General features: G+C 60.6%; 17 protein-coding genes. 10 read left to right on the forward strand and 7 right to left on the reverse strand.

What is annotated here, in order from left to right:
* Positions 1–10 precede the first annotated feature (10 nt).
* The 3 genes from hutH to I6G83_RS10870 form a co-directional block, all read right to left on the reverse strand.
* Positions 11–1,546, reverse strand: coding sequence for a histidine ammonia-lyase (gene hutH, locus I6G83_RS10860; RefSeq protein WP_054305151.1), 1,536 nt, complete (start codon positions 1,544–1,546; stop codon positions 11–13).
* Positions 1,543–3,234 (reverse strand): urocanate hydratase, encoded by a 1,692-nt coding sequence (gene hutU, locus I6G83_RS10865; RefSeq protein ID WP_054305152.1) that lies wholly within the window; start codon positions 3,232–3,234, stop codon positions 1,543–1,545. Before hutU ends, hutH begins: the two co-directional genes overlap by 4 nt.
* Positions 3,235–3,620: 386 nt before the next feature.
* Positions 3,621–4,961 carry an MFS transporter gene (locus tag I6G83_RS10870; protein ID WP_054305153.1) on the reverse strand — a complete coding sequence of 447 codons (1,341 nt, stop codon included), beginning with the start codon at positions 4,959–4,961 and terminating at the stop codon, positions 3,621–3,623.
* A 263-nt stretch (positions 4,962–5,224) separates the two neighbouring features.
* On the opposite strand from I6G83_RS10870, the gene queE reads away from it, so the two are divergent.
* The gene (queE, locus tag I6G83_RS10875; protein ID WP_054305154.1) at positions 5,225–5,896 is read left to right on the forward strand and encodes a 7-carboxy-7-deazaguanine synthase QueE; all 672 of its coding nucleotides are present in this window, start codon (positions 5,225–5,227) and stop codon (positions 5,894–5,896) included.
* Between the two features lie 55 nt (positions 5,897–5,951).
* Here the strand turns inward: queE and queD are convergent, their stop codons facing one another.
* Complete coding sequence (gene queD, locus I6G83_RS10880; RefSeq protein WP_015670967.1) at positions 5,952–6,311, reverse strand: 6-carboxytetrahydropterin synthase QueD; 360 nt, start codon at positions 6,309–6,311, stop codon at positions 5,952–5,954.
* Positions 6,312–6,726: 415 nt separating this feature from the next.
* On the opposite strand from queD, the gene cysJ reads away from it, so the two are divergent.
* From cysJ to I6G83_RS10895, 3 genes are read left to right on the forward strand one after another with little or no spacing between them, the layout of a single operon-like run.
* Positions 6,727–8,532, forward strand: coding sequence for an NADPH-dependent assimilatory sulfite reductase flavoprotein subunit (gene cysJ / locus I6G83_RS10885; RefSeq protein WP_054305155.1), 1,806 nt, complete (start codon positions 6,727–6,729; stop codon positions 8,530–8,532).
* On the forward strand, positions 8,532–10,247 hold the full coding sequence (cysI, locus tag I6G83_RS10890; RefSeq protein ID WP_054305156.1) for an assimilatory sulfite reductase (NADPH) hemoprotein subunit: 1,716 nt from the start codon (positions 8,532–8,534) through the stop codon (positions 10,245–10,247). Before cysJ ends, cysI begins: the two co-directional genes overlap by 1 nt.
* A gap of 17 nt (positions 10,248–10,264) precedes the next feature.
* Complete coding sequence (locus I6G83_RS10895; RefSeq protein ID WP_015670970.1) at positions 10,265–10,996, forward strand: phosphoadenylyl-sulfate reductase; 732 nt, start codon at positions 10,265–10,267, stop codon at positions 10,994–10,996.
* Positions 10,997–11,059: 63 nt separating this feature from the next.
* Here I6G83_RS10895 and I6G83_RS10900 read toward each other — a convergent pair whose 3' ends face one another.
* Positions 11,060–12,133, reverse strand: coding sequence for an aminopeptidase (locus I6G83_RS10900; RefSeq protein ID WP_054305157.1), 1,074 nt, complete (start codon positions 12,131–12,133; stop codon positions 11,060–11,062).
* A 238-nt stretch (positions 12,134–12,371) separates the two neighbouring features.
* Between I6G83_RS10900 and I6G83_RS10905 the strand changes: the two genes are divergently transcribed.
* From I6G83_RS10905 to I6G83_RS10930, 6 genes are all read left to right on the forward strand, one after another.
* Positions 12,372–12,836: a hypothetical protein gene (locus I6G83_RS10905; RefSeq protein ID WP_054305158.1), complete on the forward strand. Its 465-nt coding sequence runs from the start codon at positions 12,372–12,374 to the stop codon at positions 12,834–12,836.
* Between the two features lie 182 nt (positions 12,837–13,018).
* Entirely contained in the window at positions 13,019–14,449 is a 1,431-nt protein-coding gene (gene cysG / locus I6G83_RS10910; protein WP_054305159.1) for a siroheme synthase CysG, read from the forward strand.
* Between the two features lie 10 nt (positions 14,450–14,459).
* Positions 14,460–15,368, forward strand: coding sequence for a sulfate adenylyltransferase subunit CysD (gene cysD / locus I6G83_RS10915; RefSeq protein WP_015670974.1), 909 nt, complete (start codon positions 14,460–14,462; stop codon positions 15,366–15,368).
* 11 nt (positions 15,369–15,379) lie between these two features.
* Positions 15,380–16,807 (forward strand): sulfate adenylyltransferase subunit CysN, encoded by a 1,428-nt coding sequence (gene cysN / locus I6G83_RS10920; protein ID WP_054305160.1) that lies wholly within the window; start codon positions 15,380–15,382, stop codon positions 16,805–16,807.
* A gap of 2 nt (positions 16,808–16,809) precedes the next feature.
* On the forward strand, positions 16,810–17,439 hold the full coding sequence (gene cysC, locus I6G83_RS10925) for an adenylyl-sulfate kinase (RefSeq protein WP_054305161.1): 630 nt from the start codon (positions 16,810–16,812) through the stop codon (positions 17,437–17,439).
* Between the two features lie 94 nt (positions 17,440–17,533).
* Positions 17,534–17,851, forward strand: a complete 318-nt coding sequence (locus I6G83_RS10930; protein WP_054305162.1) for a DUF3561 family protein — start codon at positions 17,534–17,536, stop codon at positions 17,849–17,851.
* 50 nt (positions 17,852–17,901) lie between these two features.
* On the opposite strand, the gene I6G83_RS10935 is transcribed toward I6G83_RS10930, so the two are convergent.
* Both I6G83_RS10935 and I6G83_RS10940 read right to left on the reverse strand, forming a co-directional pair.
* The gene (locus tag I6G83_RS10935; RefSeq protein ID WP_054305163.1) at positions 17,902–18,624 is read right to left on the reverse strand and encodes an amino acid ABC transporter ATP-binding protein; all 723 of its coding nucleotides are present in this window, start codon (positions 18,622–18,624) and stop codon (positions 17,902–17,904) included.
* Positions 18,608–19,327, reverse strand: coding sequence for an amino acid ABC transporter permease (locus I6G83_RS10940; protein ID WP_051032616.1), 720 nt, complete (start codon positions 19,325–19,327; stop codon positions 18,608–18,610). Before I6G83_RS10940 ends, I6G83_RS10935 begins: the two co-directional genes overlap by 17 nt.
* Positions 19,328–19,341 lie beyond the last annotated feature (14 nt).

Raw genomic sequence — 19,341 nt, forward strand, 5'->3', positions numbered from 1 at the left:
CAGTGTAGGGTTATGCCAGACTAGGCAGCAGCGCGGCAGGCAGCAGCGCTGTCAGGTGACGGGCCGCCAACAGCTGGCTGGCCGCTTCAATATCAGGCGCGAAGAAGCGGTCCTGATCGTAATGGCTGACCTGCTCGCGCAGCAGGCGGCGCGCCTGTTCCAGCCCTTCGCTGGTGTGCAGCCCTTCACGCAGATCCAGCCCCTGAATGGCGGCCAGCCACTCCACCGCCAGAATGCCACGCACGTTATCGGCCATCTCCCACAGGCGACGGCCGGCGGCCGGCGCCATGGAGACGTGATCTTCCTGGTTGGCTGAGGTCGGGATGCTGTCAACGCTGGCCGGGTGCGCCAGCGCCTTATTCTCGCTGGCCAGCGCCGCGGCGGTAACCTGTGCGATCATAAAGCCGGAGTTAACGCCGCCGTTTTTCACCAGGAACGGCGGCAGCTGCGACATATGCTTATCCATCAGCAGTGAGATACGGCGTTCGGACAGCGAGCCGATCTCGGCGAACGCCAGCGCCAGGTTGTCCGCGGCCATCGCCACCGGTTCGGCGTGGAAGTTGCCGCCGGACAGCACGTCGCCCTGTTCGGCGAACACCAGCGGGTTATCGGACACCGCGTTGGCTTCAATCGCCAGGATCTCGCTGGCTTGGCGAATCTGCGTCAGGCAGGCGCCCATCACCTGCGGCTGACAGCGCAGCGAGTACGGATCCTGCACTTTTTCACAGTTGCGGTGCGAGTCGGACACTTCGCTGCGCTCGCCTAGCAGGTGGCGGTAGGCCGCTGCCGCGTCGATCTGGCCGCGTTGGCCGCGCACCTCGTGAATGCGCGGATCGAACGGGCTGCGCGAACCCAGCGCCGCCTCTACGCTCAGGCTGCCGCAGACCGTGGCGGCGGCGTAGAGATCTTCCGCCTCAAACAGGCCGCGCAGCGCGAAGGCGGTGGAAACCTGGGTGCCGTTCAGCAGGGCCAGCCCCTCTTTGGCCGCCAGCTGCAGCGGCTTCAGGCCGGCTTTCGCCAGCGCGTCGCCGGCGGACAGCCACTCGCCCTGATGGCGCGCCTTGCCTTCTCCCAGCAGCAGCAGGCTCATATGCGCCAGCGGCGCCAGGTCGCCGGAGGCGCCCACCGAGCCTTTCAGCGGAATATGCGGGTAGACTTCGGCGTTCACCAGCGCGATCAGCGCCTGCAGCACTTCCAGACGAATGCCGGAGAAACCGCGCGACAGGCTGTTGATTTTCAGCACCATAATCAGGCGCACCAGGTTGTCGTCGGTCGGCGCGCCGACGCCGGCGGCGTGAGACAGCACGATGGAGCGCTGCAGATTCTCCAGATCGTCCCGCGCGATGCGGGTCGAGGCCAGCAGGCCGAAGCCGGTGTTGATGCCGTAGGTGGTGCGGTTCTCTTCGACGATGCGCTCAACGCAGGCGACGCTCCGCTCAATGGCGGCATAGGCGTTGTCGTCCAGCGTCAGCTTGACCGGCTGTTGATACACGTCGCGCAGTTCGGCGAGCGTCAGTTTTCCAGGGCGGATGGTTAGATTTTTCATGCTTTTTTCCCCTGAGTGGCGGCGACCATCGGCAGGTTCAGACCCTGCTCGCGGGCGCAGTCGATAGCAATGTCGTAACCCGCATCGGCATGGCGCATTACGCCGGTGGCCGGGTCGTTGTGCAGGACGCGGGCAATACGTTCGGCGGCTTCGTCGCTGCCGTCGCAGACGATCACCATGCCGGAGTGCTGTGAGAAGCCCATGCCGACGCCGCCGCCGTGGTGCAGCGACACCCAGGTGGCGCCGCTGGCGGTGTTCAGCAGGGCGTTGAGCAGCGGCCAGTCGGATACGGCGTCGGAACCGTCCTGCATGGCTTCGGTTTCACGGTTCGGGCTGGCGACCGAGCCGGAGTCCAGGTGGTCGCGGCCGATGACGATCGGCGCCGACAGTTCGCCGCGGCGCACCATTTCGTTGAACGCCAGGCCCAGCTTGGCGCGCTGGCCCAGACCGACCCAGCAGATGCGCGCCGGCAGGCCCTGGAAGCTGATGCGCTCGCGCGCCATATCCAGCCAGCGGTGCAGGTGTTCGTCGTCGGGGATCAGCTCCTTGACCATCGCGTCGGTCTTATAGATATCCTGCGGATCGCCGGACAGCGCGGCCCAGCGGAACGGCCCGATGCCGCGGCAGAACAGCGGACGAATGTAGGCCGGCACAAAGCCCGGGAAGTCGAAGGCGTTGTCGACGCCCATCTCTTTGGCCATCTGACGGATGTTGTTGCCGTAGTCGAAGGTAGGGATGCCCATCTGCTGGAACGCCAGCATCGCCTTGACGTGTTCCGCTATGGAGTTTTTGGCGGCCTTCACCACCACCGCCGGCTCGCGCTGGGCGCGCTCGCGGTACTCTTCCCAGCTCCAGCCCTGCGGCAGGTAACCGTTGAGCGGATCGTGGGCGCTGGTCTGGTCGGTAACCATATCCGGACGCACGCCGCGTTTGACCAGCTCCGGCAGAATGTCGGCGGCGTTGGCGCACAGCGCGATGGAAATCGCTTTACCCTCGGCGGTATAGCGCTTGATGCGCGCCAGCGCGTCATCCAGATCGCTGGCCTGTTCGTCGACGTAGCGGGTTTTCAGGCGGAAGTCGATGCGGCTCTGCTGACACTCGATATTCAGCGAGCAGGCGCCGGCCAGCGTGGCCGCCAGCGGCTGCGCGCCGCCCATGCCGCCCAGACCGGCGGTCAGCACCCAGCGGCCCTGCAGGTTGCCGTCGTAGTGTTGGCGGCCGGCTTCGACGAAGGTTTCGTAGGTGCCCTGCACGATGCCCTGGCTGCCGATATAAATCCAGCTGCCGGCGGTCATCTGGCCGTACATCGCCAGCCCCTTGGCATCCAGTTCGTTAAAGTGTTCCCAGGTGGCCCAGTGCGGCACCAGGTTGGAGTTGGCGATCAGCACGCGCGGCGCGTTGCTGTGGGTTTTGAATACGCCGACCGGCTTACCGGACTGCACCAGCAGCGTTTCGTCCTCTTCCAGCGTTTTCAGGGTTTCGACGATTTTGTCGTAGCAGTCCCAGTCGCGGGCGGCGCGGCCGATGCCGCCGTAAACCACCAGCTCATGCGGGTTTTCTGCGACTTCCGGATCGAGGTTGTTCATCAGCATGCGCAGCGGCGCTTCGGTCAGCCAGCTTTTTGCGTTTAATTGTGTGCCGCGAGGCGCGCGTACATCGACATTGCGAACTTTGTTATTTGCAGTCACAGCTCTTTCCTCAACTTGAAGTATGGCAATTCAATCGGTGTGAATTGATGGCGTTGTTGCCTGCCTATCACGTCTGAATAGTGCGTCAGGTTTTATTAACATATACTTGTATGTACAAGCATATGCAATAGCGAATCGCTTAAGCGAAAAAGTGGCATAAGAGAAAATTATTTTTGTTATTAATCAGTGTTTTATTTGATTTTGTGCGCGCTGTCAGGCCGGGGGGAAGGGCCAGAACAGTGAGCTGCTAGGCAAAAATGAATAAAAAACGCGTCATTTTTGAGCGTTAAATCACAATTAATTTACATAAGAATTACAAGTCGGCGTGATGGATAAAAAAGCGTTATGACCGGAGAGTCGGGCGCGGCCAGCCGCGCCCGTCAGCGTCATGAGCTGGCCGTTTGCAGCGTCTTGCGGCGCGCCATTTTGACCAGCGTGGCGATGGCGGCAACGGCCGCCGGCAGGCACAGGAACAGCAGGATGCTGCGCACTTCCCACTGCATCGCCATCAGCTGTGCGCCGACCATCGTGCCGGCCACGCCGCCGAAACGGCCGATGCCCTGCATCCAGGCGATGCCGGTGGCGCGGCTGTGGGTCGGGTAGTAGGTGGCAGCCAGCGTCTGCAGCCCCGACTGCGCGCCGTTCATGGTAATGCCCATCAGGAAAATAAACCCGCCGAGCAGAACGATATGGCGATCTTCGGTAGCCATGCCGACGATCAGCAGCGCGGTGATGATAAAGCCGGCGGCGACCACCTTATGCGCGTTCCAGCGGTCCATCATCCAACCGGCCATCAGGATGCCGGCGGTGCCGCCGAAGGTGAACAGCGAAGTCAGCATGGCGGACTGCTCCAGCTGATAACCCAGGCCCTGCATCAGAATCGGCATCCAGCTCAGCAGCATGTAGTAGATCACCAGCCCCATGCAGTAGGTGACCCACAGCATCAGGGTACCGAGCAGATAAGGGCGGCTGAACAGCAGGCCGACGCTGCTTTTTGACGCCGCCAGCGGCGTTTCATACAGATAGAAGTGTTCGACGCCGTCGAGGTTTTTCCCGCTGAAGCGCTGGGTAATGCGTTTGATCTTCTGCCTATCCTTGCCGCGGTTAACCAGATATTTGACCGACTCGGGCAGCAACAGCACCAGCAGCACCGTCAGCATCAGCGGCGCGATGGCGCCGAGCAGCAGCACGCTGTGCCAGCCGTAACCGGGGATCAGCCAGGAGGAGATAGCGCCACCGGCGGCGGCGCCCAGCGGAAAGCCGCAGTACATAGTGTTAATCGCCAGCGAACGGCAGCGCTGCGGCGCATACTCGGAAATCAGCGTAATGGCGTTGGGCATGGCGGCGCCCAGGCCAAGGCCGGTGAGAAAACGCCACAGCGTCAGGCTGTCGAGCGAGCCGGCATAGGCGGTCGCCAGGCTGGACAGGCCGAAGAACAGACAGGAAAACACCAGCACCCGCTTGCGGCCGATGCGGTCGGAGAGCGGCCCGGCCACCAGCGCGCCCAGCGACAGCCCGAGCAGCGCGGCGCTCAGCACCGGCCCCAGATCCTGCTTGACGATCCCCCAGTCCTCGGCCAGCGCCGGGGCAATATAACCCATGGCGGCGGTGTCGAAACCGTCGATCGCCAGGACCAAAAAACCGAGAATAATCAGCGTCCAGTGGAACAGCGAGAACTTACTGTCGTCGATCGCCTGCTGGATGTTTAACTTGGTGGAATGAGCCATAGTCCCCTCGAAAAGTGCTGGTGGTGGTTATTGTGATTAGCGCCGGAACGGCTGTCCGGCTTGTGCTTGCATGTATATACATCAGTGAGGTTTGCGGGGATTAATGTCAAATACATTTATCTTATTTGTTGGCTAATTGTTATTTTTGCGACGCAGGATCGAAAGTTGCGCGCCGGTGCGGCAAAAGGGCGGCAATGAGGTTATTTGGCCGCCGGACGGGAATCTGAGATAATCGCGTTTTACCCGTTTAAATTGAGAGATGCATGCAGTACCCGATTAACGAGATGTTCCAGACTTTACAGGGCGAAGGTTATTTCACCGGCGTTCCGGCTATTTTTATCCGCCTGCAGGGGTGTCCGGTAGGATGCAGCTGGTGCGATACCAAACACACCTGGGAAAAGGATGCTCATCGGGAAGTGGACATGCAGCGCATTTTGGTGAAAACCTCAGAGAGCGACGCCTGGGGCAGCGCCAGCGCCGAGCAGCTGCTGGCGGTGATCGGCCAGCAGGGCTACAGCGCGCGCCATATCGTCATTACCGGCGGCGAGCCGTGCATTTACGATTTGCTCCCGCTGACCCGTCTGTTTGAAGCGCACGGCTACGGTTGCCAAATTGAAACCAGCGGCACCCATGAAGTGCGGTGTACAGAGAATACCTGGGTGACGGTTTCACCGAAGGTGAATATGCGCGGCGGGATGAAAGTGCTGGATCAGGCGCTAACGCGCGCGGATGAGATCAAACACCCGGTCGGGCGTCAGCGGGATATTGAGGCGCTGGATGCGCTGCTGGCGACGCTGCACGATGAGAAACGGCGGGTGATCGCCCTGCAGCCGATCAGTCAGAAAGATGAAGCGACCAAACTCTGTATTGCCACCTGCATTGAACGTAACTGGCGTTTGTCGATGCAGACGCATAAATATCTGAATATTGCCTGAGCCCGTCGGGCCAGATAGCGGGACGCGGCGCAGCGCGCCCGTTATCTTCGCACCGTTAGCCTTTATATACGCAGCCAGCGGTGCAGGTTTCTTTCACCATCACCGCGCTCAGTTCCGGCAGCTGCGGCTTCAGCTGCTGCCAAATCCAGGCGGCGAGCACTTCGCTGGTCGGATTTTCCAGCCCTGGAATATCGTTCAGATAATGGTGATCCAACCGCTCCCAAACGGGTTTGAATACGGCTTTCAGTTCGGCAAAGTCCATTACCCAGCCGGTGTGGGCATCGACCTCACCGGTTACTTCCAGACGCACCATAAACGAATGCCCGTGCAGACGGCCGCATTTATGGCCTTCAGGCACATGCGGCAGGCGGTGTGCGGCTTCAAATTGAAAATCTTTAAACAGCGTGGTTGCCATTGTTACGGCCTCATTGACTCAAAAACCGACGCATACTACCGGAAAGGCGCATCGCTTGCCATTTATACCGTTATGGTCTACCTGATTGCGCACGCAATGCATCCTCTGCGTTTTTTTATTGACGGCAGTGCGGCCTTATCGGCGGGGCCGGTTAGCCGCTGAATGCGATTCATTCAAAAATCATCAAAAAAATCATTTTAAATTCATGGTGATAAAAATGAATCCTTAGCGCTTTAAGCGTTATGCCTTACCAGTAAAACAGCTTAGTCATTTTGGTTATTAATTATTGCTATCCCTTATTTATTCGTTGCTATTTGGCTCGGTAACCTTACAAACTCTCCTGATCTTTTCAGGAAATCAGACTGAACGAAAAGACAGCGAATGACACTGGCTAAGCATAGGAATTATGTCCGCAATGACGACTCAGGCTCCTCCAACATCTTTGCTCCCGCTGACGCCCGAACAGCTCTCTAACCTGCAGGCGGCGATTGGCGACTATTCGCCGACGCAGCTGGCGTGGCTGTCCGGTTACTTCTGGGGAATGGTTAACCAACAGCCCGGAGCCGTCGCCTTGCCGGCCGCGCCCGCCGCTGCTGCCGCGCCGAGCATTACCATTATTTCCGCCTCGCAGACCGGCAACGCCCGCCGCCTGGCGGAGCAGCTGCGCGACGATCTGCTGGCGGCCAAGCTGAGCGTCAATCTGGTCAGTGCCGGAGATTACAAATACAAGCAGATCGCTCAGGAGCGCCTGCTGATCGTGGTGGCCTCCACGCAGGGTGAAGGCGAGCCGGCGGAAGAGGCGGTGGCGCTGCATAAGTTCCTGCACTCCAAAAAAGCGCCGAAGCTGAACGAGACCGCCTTTGCGGTGTTTGGCCTGGGCGATACCTCCTATGAAAACTTCTGCCAGTCCGGCAAGGATTTCGACGCCAAACTGGCGGAGCTGGGTGCCGAGCGTCTGGTGGAGCGCGTTGATGCCGACGTCGAGTATCAGGACCTCGCGACCGCCTGGCGCAAGCAGGTGGTGACGGTGCTGAAAGATCGCGCGCCGACGGAAAGTGTGGCGCCGGGTGTGCTGGCCGGCGGTGCGGTGGATCTGCTCGACAGCAGCCCGTACAGCAAAGAGCAGCCGTTGACGGCGCAGCTGGCGGTGAACCAGAAGGTCACCGGCCGCAATTCCGATAAAGACGTGCGCCACATCGAGATCGACCTGGGGGACTCCGGACTGCGCTATCAGCCGGGCGACGCCCTGGGCGTCTGGTTCGATAACGATCCGGCGCTGGTCGACGAGCTGGTGCAGCTGCTGTGGCTGAAAGGCGATGAAACGGTCGAGGTGGACGGCAAAACGCTGTCGCTGAGCGACGCATTGCGCAGCCACTATGAACTGACCCAGAACACCACGCCGATCGTGGAAAAATATGCGGCGCTGGCGCGGGATGAAAAACTGTTGGCGCTGGTGGCCGATAAAGCCGCGCTGCAGCAGTATGCGCACAATACGCCGATCGTCGATATGGTGCGTCAGGCGCCGGTTGAACTCAGCGCCGAACAGCTGCTCGGCCTGCTGCGTCCGCTGACGCCGCGCCTCTATTCCATCGCCTCTTCGCAGGCGGAAACGGAAAACGAAGTGCACGTGACCGTCGGCGTAGTGCGCTATGACATTGACGGCCGCGCGCGCGCCGGCGGCGCCTCGAGCTTCCTGGCCGACCGCCTGGAGGAAGACGGCGATGTGCGGGTGTTTATCGAACACAACGACAATTTCCGCCTGCCGGCCAACCCGGATACGCCGGTGATCATGATCGGCCCCGGCACCGGCATTGCGCCGTTCCGCGCCTTTATGCAGCAGCGCGACGCCGACGGCGCCGGCGGTAAAAACTGGCTGTTCTTCGGTAACCCGCACTTTACCGAAGACTTCCTCTATCAGGTGGAGTGGCAGCGCTATGTGAAAGACGGTCTGTTGACCCGCATCGATCTGGCCTGGTCACGTGACCAGCAGCACAAAGTGTATGTACAGGACAAACTGCGCGAACAGGGCGCGGAAGTGTGGCGCTGGATCCAGCAAGGCGCGCACATTTACGTCTGCGGCGATGCCAATCGCATGGCGAAAGACGTGGAAAATACATTACTGGAACTGGTCGCCGAGCACGGTGGAATGGATGCCGAGCAGGCCGACGAATTTTTAAGTGAGCTGCGCTTTGAGCGCCGTTATCAGCGAGATGTTTACTGATGAGTGATAAACACCCCGGCCCTCTGGTTGTAGAAGGCAAACTGGCCGATGCCGAACGCATGAAGCGTGAGAGTAACTTCCTGCGCGGCACCATCGCCGACGATTTGAACGACGGTCTGACCGGCGGCTTTAACGGCGACAACTTTCTGCTGATCCGTTTCCACGGCATGTACCAGCAGGATGACCGCGATATCCGCGCCGAACGCGCCGAGCAGAAGCTGGAGCCGCGCCATGCGATGATGCTGCGCTGTCGCCTGCCCGGCGGCATTATCAGCCCGCAGCAGTGGCTGGGTATTGATAAGTTTGCCGCAGAGAGCACGCTGTACGGCAGCATTCGCCTGACCAACCGTCAGACCTTCCAGTTCCACGGTATTCTGAAGGGCAATGTGAAGCCGGTACACCAGCTGCTGAACAGGCTGGGGCTGGACGCGCTGGCGACCGCCAACGACGTCAACCGCAACGTGCTGTGCACCTCGAACCCGGTGGAGTCTGAGCTGCATCAGGAAGCCTACGAGTGGGCGAAGAAAATCTCCGAACATCTGCTGCCGCGCACCCGCGCCTATGCGGAAGTGTGGCTGGATAAAGAGAAGGTGGCGACCACCGACGAGGAGCCGATCCTCGGCCCGACCTATCTGCCGCGCAAGTTTAAAACCACGGTGGTGATCCCGCCGCAGAACGACGTCGATCTGCACGCCAACGATATGAACTTTGTCGCCATTGCGGAAAACGGCAAGCTGGTGGGCTTTAACCTGCTGGTGGGCGGCGGCCTGTCGATTGAGCACGGCAACAAGAAAACCTATGCGCGTAACGCCAGCGAGTTCGGCTATATTCCGCTGGAGCATACGCTGGCGGTGGCCGAGGCGGTAGTCACTACCCAGCGCGACTGGGGCAACCGCACCGATCGTAAAAACGCCAAAACCAAATATACGCTGGAGCGCGTCGGCGTGGAGACCTTCCGCGCCGAAGTGGAAAAACGCGCCGGCATCACCTTCGAGCCGATTCGGCCCTATGAGTTTACCGGCCGCGGCGACCGCATCGGCTGGGTGAAAGGGGTGGATAACCACTGGCACCTGACGCTGTTTATCGAAAACGGCCGCCTGCTGGACTATCCGGGCCGTCCGCTGAAAAGCGGCGTGGCGGAAATCGCCAGGGTGCATCAGGGCGACTTCCGTCTGACCGCCAACCAGAACCTGATCGTCGCCGGCGTGCCGGAAAGCGAGAAGGCCAATATTGAAGCCATCGCCCGCGCGCACGGCCTGATCGACGACGGCGTCAGCGAACAGCGTAAAAATTCGATGGCCTGCGTGTCATACCCGACCTGTCCGCTGGCGATGGCGGAGGCCGAGCGCTTCCTGCCGCAGTTCGTCACCAAGGTTGAGGGCATCATGCATCAGCACGGGGTGGGCGATGAGCACATGGTGCTGCGCGTGACCGGCTGCCCGAACGGCTGCGGCCGCGCGCTGCTGGCGGAGATCGGCCTGGTGGGCAAGGCGGTCGGCCGTTATAACCTGCATCTGGGCGGCAACCGTGAAGGTACGCGTATTCCGCGCATGTATCGCGAGAACATCAATGAGGAGCAGATCCTGCAGGAGATCGACCAACTGGTCGGCCGCTGGGCGCAAGAGCGCAACGCGGGCGAAGGGTTCGGCGACTTCACCATCCGCGCCGGCATTATTCGCCCGGTGGTGGATCCGGCGCAGGATTTCTGGGACTAACCGTGGAGGCTGACAACATGGCTGAATTCGATCTGGCGGCGCTGAATGCGCTGCCGAAATCCGGGCAGGCGTTGGCGCTGGCTGAGGTCAACGGCAAACTGGAGCGGCTCTCCGCGCAGCAGCGCGTCGAGTGGGCGCTGGAGCAACTGCCGGGCGCGTTTGTGCTCTCTTCCAGCTTCGGGATTCAGGCCGCGGTCTGTCTGCATCTGGTGACGCGTATCCAGCCGGATATCCCGGTGATCCTGACCGATACCGGCTATCTGTTCCCGGAAACCTATCAGTTTGTCGATCAGCTGACCGACAAGCTGAACCTGAACCTGCAGGTGTTCCGCGCCGAGCATTCGCCGGCCTGGCAGGAGGCGCGCTACGGCAAACTGTGGGAGCAGGGCGTTGAGGGCATTGAGCGCTATAACCAGCTTAACAAGGTTGAACCGATGAACCGTGCGCTGGAAACGCTGGGCGCCAACACCTGGTTCGCCGGCCTGCGCCGCGAGCAATCCGGCAGCCGTGCCCATCTGCCGGTGCTGGCGGTGCAGCGCGGCGTCTTTAAGGTGCTGCCGATTATCGACTGGGATAACCGTCAGATTTATCAGTATCTGACGGAGCACGGGCTGAGCTACCACCCGCTGCGGGATCAGGGCTACCTGTCGGTGGGCGATACCCATACCACGCGCAAGTGGGAGCCGGGCATGAATGAAGAAGAGACGCGCTTCTTTGGCCTGAAACGCGAATGCGGGCTGCATGAGTAAACCGGATGCGCTGAGTATGCGCACGGAATAACCGGGAAGGGATGGCGTCAGCCATCCCTTTTTTTATGATTTTTTCGCTTTGGCCGCCGGGTGCGCCTGCGCCAGCTCTTTTAACAGCGGTAGCAGTACCTGCACGCTGTCCCGGCTGCGTTTATCAATCCGCCCCGGCAGATGGCGATCCAGATATTGCACGTTGTCGTACTGCGGCCGGTGCCAACTGACGCCCTGCGGGAAGTGGGGGCTGACGGCACGCTGTTGATAGCCGTCTTTTTTGCCCAGCGTCCAGTTGGTGGCCTCGACCGCCATCACCGGGATGCGCGCGACGTCAAACACCTGCTGATCGGAACAGCAGCCGGTGCCCCGCGGGTATTTGTCGTTGCCCGGGTTAAGGGCGGCGGCGATACCGTAGCGGTGGGCGATATCCAGCGCCCGATCGCGGCTCTGTTTGGCGATCTTCGGCGGCGTGTTGCGGCCGGCGTGGAAATAGAGTTTGTCGCCGGTGATCAGGCTGTCGAGGTTAATCACCAGCAGCGTGTTCGCCCGCTCTTCGGCGCTCATGCGCTGCAGATAATTTTTTGCGCCCAGCGAGCCCAGCTCTTCGCCGCTGGCGGCGATAAAGCGCAGGCTGTAGCGGGTGGGGATATCCTTCATCCGCTGCGCCAGCTCCAGCATCACGCCGACGCCGGAGGCGTTATCGTCGACCCCTTGCAGCGTCAGGCCGCCCAGGTTGTTGTCGACGTCGGCATCGCTGCGCGGCGTATAGGTATCGAAGTGCGCCATCACGATGATCTGCTGCGGCTGATCGCCGCTTTTGGCAGCGATCACCGAATTCACTCGGATATTGCGCCAGTTTTCGCTGCCGTTTTTGTTGCTGTAGAGGTAGCGGCTGTTAATGCTGCGGATATTACTCTGGTAGCCCATCTGGCCGAACTGCTGTTTCAGGTAGTCGGCGGCCAGCTGCTCTGCCGGGCTGCCGGCCATACGTCCCGGGAAGTAGGTGGCGATATAACGCATTTTTTCGGCGGCGTATTTACCCAGTGGCGCGTCCTGGCCGGGCTGAGTGGCGGCGGAGGCGCAAAAAACGCTGCTGAATGCCGCGGCCAACAGACCGGCTTTCAGACTCTGGCGGGAAAACATAGCGGAAAATCCTTCTCGTAGGCGCTCAATCACGCCGATTATTTTTTTCGGCCTTAGTATGAAACGCAATGCCGGATTAAACAATTTCATCCGCTCTTAATTTATGCCGCGAACGTGGCGGTAAGGAGGGGCCGGCGGTGATTGCGAGACGTATGGCAAATTAGCGGTATCGCTATTTAACCGCCTGAATAATAGGTCTACTATCCGACGAGATGATTTTTCACGGCAGGGAGAGCGCATGATGCTGGATAAACTGGACAACCGGCTGGGCGTCGTTGAGCAACAGATTGAGCGCATGGATCAACGTGCTGAACGGATGGAGCAGCGCGTGGAACAGATGGATCTGCGTGTCGAACGGATGGAGCAGCGCGTGGAACAGATGGATCTACGTGTCGAACGGATGGAACAGCACGTTGAGCGAATGGATCTGCGCATTGAGGGGATGGATCGGCGTATTGAAGGCGTGGAAAAGCGCGTTGAACGGGTGGAGGTGGATGTCAGCCAGGTTAAACTGGATTTGGCGGCGCTGAATATGCGTTCGCTGGAGTTTGTCACCAAGGGCGATCTGCATAAGGAGGTGGCTCTGCTGCACCGGGAAATTGGGCTGGTGAATAAAGAAGTCGTCAGCCAAACCAAATGGATGGTCAGCTGCATATTCGGCGTTGCCGCACTGTGCATGACCGCCGCCAAGCTGTGGTTCTGAGCCGCTTCGCCCTGTTTTGAACGGCTGGCAAGACGCCTCTGCCCGGCGCGCGCATGGTGCTTGCCGCGCCCGCGCTGCGGCCTATATTCCATAAATGCACATCTCATTCCTTTTCGTCATTTCAGGGGCTAAATCGCAGCCCGTATAGTCACACTATCTTTCCGTTATATGAAAAGGCTGTTGTGGACTATCTACCAATATTTGCCGATCTGAAACAGCGTCCGGTACTGGTCGTTGGCGGCGGTGAAGTTGCTGCGCGCAAGGTGGAACTGCTTGCGCGCGCCGGGGCTGAAATACGGATAGTTGCGCAGTCGCTTTCACCTGAACTTGAACAACGTCGCCAGTCTGGAGGCATCAACTGGCTGGGGCAGGCGTTTGCGCCGCACCAGCTGGATGAGGTGTTTCTGGTGATCGCCGCGACCGACGACGCCGCGCTGAACGCACAGGTTTACGCCGAGGCGGATAAGCGCCGCGTGCTGGCCAACGTGGTGGACGATCAGCCGCGCTGCTCATTTATTTTCCCATCGATTGTCGACCGCTCGCCGCTGGTGGTGGCGGTGTCGTCCGGCGGCAAAGCGCCGGTGCTGGCGCGGATGCTGCGTGAAAAGCTGGAGGCGCTGCTACCGGCCAGTCTTGGCACGATAGCGCAGCTGGCCGGCGGTTTCCGCACCCGGGTAAAACAGCAGCTGAGTTCGATCGGCGCACGCCGTCGTTTCTGGGAGAAGTCCCTGAACGGCCGCTTCGCCACGCTGGCGGCTAATGAGCAGCCGCAGCAGGCGCAGCAGCAGCTGGAGCAGGATTTGGCCGCGTTTGCCGCCGGTGATGAGGCGACGCAGGGCGAGATTGCCCTGGTCGGCGCCGGGCCGGGTGATGTTGGTCTGCTGACCTTGCGCGGCCTGCAGGTGATGCAGCAGGCCGATGTGGTGCTGTACGACCATCTGGTGAGCGACCAGATCCTCGATCTGGTGCGCCGCGACGCGGAACGCATCTGCGTGGGCAAACGCGCCGGCGCGCATCTGGTGATTCAGGAAGAGACCAACCGCCTGCTGGTGGAGCTGGCGCAGCAGGGGAAACGCGTGGTGCGCCTGAAGGGCGGCGATCCGTTTATCTTCGGCCGCGGCGGTGAAGAGCTGCAGGTTGCGGCGGCGGCGGGGATCCCGTTCCAGGTGGTGCCGGGCGTGACGGCGGCGGCCGGCGCGACGGCCTATGCCGGCATCCCGCTGACCCATCGCGACCATGCGCAGAGCGTGACTTTTATCACTGGCCACTGTCGTCCCGACGGCGACGGGCTGGACTGGGCCGACCTGGCGCGCGCGCGTCAGACGCTGGCGATTTACATGGGCACCATGAAGGCGGCGGATATCAGCCAGCGCCTGATTGCTCATGGCCGCGAGGCGCAGACTCCGGTGGCGGTCATCAGCCGCGGCACGCGTGCTGACCAGCAGGTGCTGACCGGCACGTTGCAGCAGTTGGAACAATTAGCCCAGCAGGCGCCGTTGCCGGCGCTGTTGGTGATTGGCGAGGTGGTGGAACTGCACCATCAAATCGCCTGGTTTGGGCATCAACCTCAGACGGACGGGGCCGCGCGTCCCGCCGTAGTGAATTTGGCTTAAAGGATCTGTTATGGACGAAAAACGACTCACTCACTTGCGGCAATTGGAGGCGGAGAGTATCCATATCATCCGTGAAGTTGCCGCAGAATTCAGCAACCCGGTGATGCTGTACTCCATCGGTAAAGACTCCTCGGTGATGCTGCATCTGGCGCGCAAGGCCTTCTATCCGGGCACCCTGCCGTTCCCGCTGCTGCACGTGGATACCGGCTGGAAATTCCAGGAGATGTATCAGTTCCGCGACCGCACGGCGAAAGAGTACGGCTTTGAGCTGCTGGTGCATAAAAACCCGGAAGGGGTGGCGATGGGGATTAACCCGTTCGTACACGGCAGCGCCAAGCATACCGATATTATGAAAACCGAAGGCCTGAAGCAGGCGCTGAACAAGTACGGTTTTGACGCCGCCTTCGGCGGCGCGCGGCGCGATGAAGAGAAGTCCCGCGCCAAAGAACGCATTTATTCATTCCGCGACCGTTTCCACCGCTGGGATCCGAAGAACCAGCGTCCGGAGCTGTGGCACAACTACAACGGCCAGATTAACAAAGGGGAAAGCATCCGCGTCTTCCCGCTGTCGAACTGGACCGAACTGGATATCTGGCAGTACATCTTCCTGGAAAATATCGACATCGTGCCGCTGTATCTGGCGAAGCCGCGCCCGGTGCTGGAGCGCGACGGTATGCTGATGATGGTGGACGACGACCGTATCGACCTGCAGCCGGGCGAAGTGATCAGCCAGCGCATGGTGCGCTTCCGTACGCTGGGCTGCTGGCCGCTGACCGGCGCGGTGGAATCCTCGGCGGAAACGCTGCCGGAAATCATTGAGGAGATGCTGGTCTCCACCACCAGCGAACGTCAGGGCCGGATGATTGACCGCGATCAGTCCGGTTCGATGGAGCTGAAAAAGCGTCAAGGGTATTTCTGAGGAGCCACCGGATGAACAACGTAATTGCACAACAAATCGCCGAACAGGGCGGGGTGGAAGCCTATTTACATGCGCAGCAGCATAAGAGCCTGCTGCGTTTCCTGACCTGCGGCAGCGTAGATGACGGCAAGAGCACCCTGATTGGTCGCCTGCTGCACGATACCCGCCAGATTTATGAAGATCAGCTGTCCACGCTGCACACCGACAGCAAACGTCTGGGCACGCAGGGGGAAAAGCTCGACCTGGCGCTGCTGGTGGATGGCCTGCAGGCGGAGCGCGAGCAGGGCATCACCATCGATGTGGCCTACCGCTATTTCTCCACCGAGAAGCGTAAATTTATCATCGCCGATACGCCGGGGCATGAGCAGTACACCCGCAATATGGCCACCGGCGCATCGACCTGCGATCTGGCGATTCTGCTGATTGATGCGCGCAAAGGCGTGCTGGATCAGACGCGCCGCCACAGCTTTATCGCCACGCTGCTCGGCATTCGTCACCTGGTGGTGGCGGTCAATAAAATGGATCTGGTGAATTACAGCGAGCAGGTGTTTGAACAGTTCAAGCAGGACTACCTGACGTTTGCCCAGCAGTTGCCAAACGATCTGGATATCAAGTTTGTGCCGTTGTCGGCGCTGGACGGTGATAACGTCGCCGGCCAGAGCGTCCATATGCCGTGGTACAGCGGCCCGACGCTGCTGGAAGTGCTGGAAAGCGTCGAGGTGGTTGGCCGTTCGGCCACTCAGCCGCTGCGTTTCCCGGTGCAGTATGTCAACCGTCCGAACCTGGATTTCCGCGGCTACGCCGGCACGCTGTCTGCCGGCAAGGCACACGTCGGTCAGCGGGTAAAAGTGCTGCCTTCCGGCGTGGAGTCCAGCATCGCGCGCATCGTCACCTTTGACGGCGACCTGCAGGAAGCGGTGCCGGGAGAGGCGGTGACGCTGGTGCTGCAGGATGAAGTCGATATCAGCCGCGGCGATCTGCTGGTGGCGGCCGATGACGCGCTGCAGGCGGCGCAGAGCGCGCTGGTGGACGTGGTCTGGATGGCGGAGCAGCCGCTGCAGCCGGGGCAAAGCTACGATATCAAGGTGGCCGGCAAGAAAACCCGCGCCCGGGTGGAGGCGATTCGCCATCAGGTAGAAATCAACTCTCTGGCGCAGTACCAGGCTGACAGCCTGCCGCTGAACGGCATCGGCCTGGTGGAGCTGACCTTTGACGAACCGCTGGTGCTCGACAGCTACCAGAGTAATCCGGACACCGGCGGCATGATCATTATCGATCGCCTGAGCAACGTCACCGTCGGCGCAGGCTTGATCCGCGAGGCGCAGCAGGCTACCGTCGCCGCTGCCGGCGAGTTCAGCGCCTTTGAGCTGGAGCTGAATGCGCTGGTGCGTAAACATTTCCCGCACTGGGGTGCGCGCGACCTGCTCGGAGGCCGGTAAGCGTGGCCGAGCGTGAAGTACGGCCGACCGGGCCGGATGATGAAAACGTGGTGTGGCATCCGCATGCGGTAACGCGTGCGGATCGTGAAATGCGCAATGGCCACCGCGGTGTGGTGCTGTGGTTTACCGGGCTGTCCGGCTCGGGGAAATCCACCGTGGCCGGCGCGCTGGAACAGGCGCTGCACGCGATGGGCGTGCGCACCTACCTGCTTGACGGCGATAACGTACGCCACGGGCTGTGCCGCGATCTGGGCTTCTCGGATGATGACCGACGCGAGAATATCCGTCGGGTTGGTGAAGTGGCGAAGCTGATGGTGGACGCCGGTCTGGTGGTGCTGACCGCGTTTATCTCCCCGCACCGCGCTGAACGGCAAATGGTGCGCGAGATGCTGGGTGACGGTCAGTTTGTCGAAGTGTTTGTCGACACGCCGCTGGCCATCTGTGAATCGCGCGATCCGAAGGGCTTATACAAAAAAGCCCGCGCCGGCGAGCTGCGTAATTTTACCGGTATCGACGCGGTTTATCAGGCGCCGGAGGCGGCGGATATCCACCTGGATGGCGAACAATTGGTAACAAATTTGGTTGCGCAATTGTTAGACGTGCTGCGTGGTCAGGCTATTATCAAACCCTGAGTTCCCAAAAAGCGTGTGGCGGTTATCTGCCATGCGCTTTTTACTCTGACACGCCGCAGAGCGTGCTGAGCGCGATGAATAACCAGGGATTACTATGCAAAATGTCTCACCCGTCGTGGTTGATCCAACATCAGAGAAAGAAGAGCCTTCTTACTCGTTTCTCGGTGGCGTCAGCGGCTTTGTGTTCTATTGGCTGGCGTTTACGCTGCCGTTCCTGGTCTATGGCTCCAACACGCTGTTTTTCCTGCTGTATACCTGGCCTTTCTTCCTGGCGCTGATGCCGGTTTCGGTGCTGATCGGCATTACGCTCAGCATGCTGCTGCGCGGACGGCTGATTTTGACGCTGCTGCTGACCGGCGTTGCGGTGCTTTGTCTGTTCTGGCTGGTGTTCAGCCTGCTGAGCGGCTGGTAACCAGCCGGACGCACAGCGCGCGCCGACTGATTGCAAAGCCGTGCCGAAGGTTACAAAACTTTGCTTAAAAACGCCTGCGTCCGCGGGTTGGCCGGCTGGGTAAATATCTGCTGCGGCGTGCCTTCTTCCTGAATAACACCCTGATCGATAAACAGCACCCGATCCGCCACTTCACGGGCGAACGCCATTTCATGCGTTACCACCACCATCGTCATGCCTTCGTGGGCCAGGGCCTTGATCACCGCCAGCACTTCGCCGACCAGCTCCGGATCCAGCGCGGAGGTCGGCTCGTCAAACAGCATGATTTTCGGCTCCATCGCCAGCGCGCGCGCAATCGCCACCCGCTGTTGCTGGCCGCCGGACAGGCTGCCGGGATAGGCGTCGATTTTATCCAGCAGGCCGACCTTGCGCAGCAGCGTTTCAGCCTGCTGCGTGGCATCGGCGCGGGAGAGCCGCTTTACGTCCATCGGCGCCATAATGATATTTTCCAGCACCGTCATATGCGGGAACAGATTAAAGCGCTGGAACACCATGCCGACGCTGGCGCGCATTTTATTGAGATCGGTCTTCTGATCGTGGATGGCGAAGCCGTTGACCTCGATCTCACCGCCGGACAGCGTTTCCAACGCGTTGAGGCAGCGCAGAAAGGTGCTTTTACCGGAGCCGGACGGGCCGATAACGCACACCACTTCATTGGCGGCAATCTGGCAGTCAATGCCGCGCAGCACGTGGGTGGCGCCAAACTGTTTTTGCAGGTTATGTACGCGAATCACTTTTACCGAACCTCTTTTCCATATGTTGCACCATCAGCGACAGCAAGAAGGTGATGACCCAATAGACCAGTGAGATGGTCAGGTAGGGCTCCCAATAGGTGGCGTAGGCGCCGGACACGGTGCGCGCCGCGTAGGCCAGATCGGCCAGGCCGATGGCGGAGGCCAGCGAGGAGTCCTTCACGATGGCGATGGCGTTGTTGCCCAGCGGCGGCAGCATACGGCGGAACGCCTGCGGCAAAATCACCTTGCGCATGGTTTTGCCGTAGCTCATGCCGAGCGAGCGTGAGGCCTCCATCTGCCCACGGTCGATGGACTGGATGCCGGCGCGAAAAATTTCCGACACATAGGCGCCGGCGTTGAGCGTGATCGCCACCACGCAGGACAGGAAGGCGCCGTAGTCGGCGCGCAGCTCGCGGGCGAAATCGCTGCTCATGATGCCCCAGGCGACCAGCAGGCCGTCACGCGGGTTGATAAACAGCGGCACCAGGGCGAAGTGCACCACCATGATCTGCACAAACAGCGGCGTACCGCGGAAGGCGCTGATATAGATACGCACCGGCCATTGAACGCCGTAGTGCAAAATGGGTTTCCAGACGCCGTGCGGCGCCTGCGCCAGCCGGCCTAAACCGAGGATCAGGCCCCAGGTGGTGCCCAGCAGCACGCAGATAATGGTGCATTTGATGGTCATCCAGGCGCCTTCCATAAACAGCGGCGCGT

The organism is Serratia rubidaea (genome assembly GCF_016026735.1).
GTDB classification, from domain to species: Bacteria; Pseudomonadota; Gammaproteobacteria; order Enterobacterales; family Enterobacteriaceae; genus Serratia_B; species Serratia_B rubidaea.

Excerpts from the sequence above, each read along its gene's own strand:
- I6G83_RS10905 (WP_054305158.1), top strand. The coding sequence starts at position 12,372 with ATGATGCTGGATAAACTGGACAACCGGCTGGGCGTCGTTGAGCAACAG.
- cysI (WP_054305156.1), top strand. The coding sequence starts at position 8,532 with ATGAGTGATAAACACCCCGGCCCTCTGGTTGTAGAAGGCAAACTGGCC.
- hutH (WP_054305151.1), bottom strand. The coding sequence starts at position 1,546 with ATGAAAAATCTAACCATCCGCCCTGGAAAACTGACGCTCGCCGAACTG.
- I6G83_RS10930 (WP_054305162.1), top strand. The coding sequence starts at position 17,534 with ATGCAAAATGTCTCACCCGTCGTGGTTGATCCAACATCAGAGAAAGAA.
- queE (WP_054305154.1), top strand. The coding sequence starts at position 5,225 with ATGCAGTACCCGATTAACGAGATGTTCCAGACTTTACAGGGCGAAGGT.
- cysD (WP_015670974.1), top strand. The coding sequence starts at position 14,460 with ATGGACGAAAAACGACTCACTCACTTGCGGCAATTGGAGGCGGAGAGT.
- cysJ (WP_054305155.1), top strand. The coding sequence starts at position 6,727 with ATGACGACTCAGGCTCCTCCAACATCTTTGCTCCCGCTGACGCCCGAA.
- queD (WP_015670967.1), bottom strand. The coding sequence starts at position 6,311 with ATGGCAACCACGCTGTTTAAAGATTTTCAATTTGAAGCCGCACACCGC.
- I6G83_RS10895 (WP_015670970.1), top strand. The coding sequence starts at position 10,265 with ATGGCTGAATTCGATCTGGCGGCGCTGAATGCGCTGCCGAAATCCGGG.
- I6G83_RS10940 (WP_051032616.1), bottom strand. The coding sequence starts at position 19,327 with ATGGAAGGCGCCTGGATGACCATCAAATGCACCATTATCTGCGTGCTG.
- I6G83_RS10870 (WP_054305153.1), bottom strand. The coding sequence starts at position 4,961 with ATGGCTCATTCCACCAAGTTAAACATCCAGCAGGCGATCGACGACAGT.
- I6G83_RS10900 (WP_054305157.1), bottom strand. The coding sequence starts at position 12,133 with ATGTTTTCCCGCCAGAGTCTGAAAGCCGGTCTGTTGGCCGCGGCATTC.
- cysN (WP_054305160.1), top strand. The coding sequence starts at position 15,380 with ATGAACAACGTAATTGCACAACAAATCGCCGAACAGGGCGGGGTGGAA.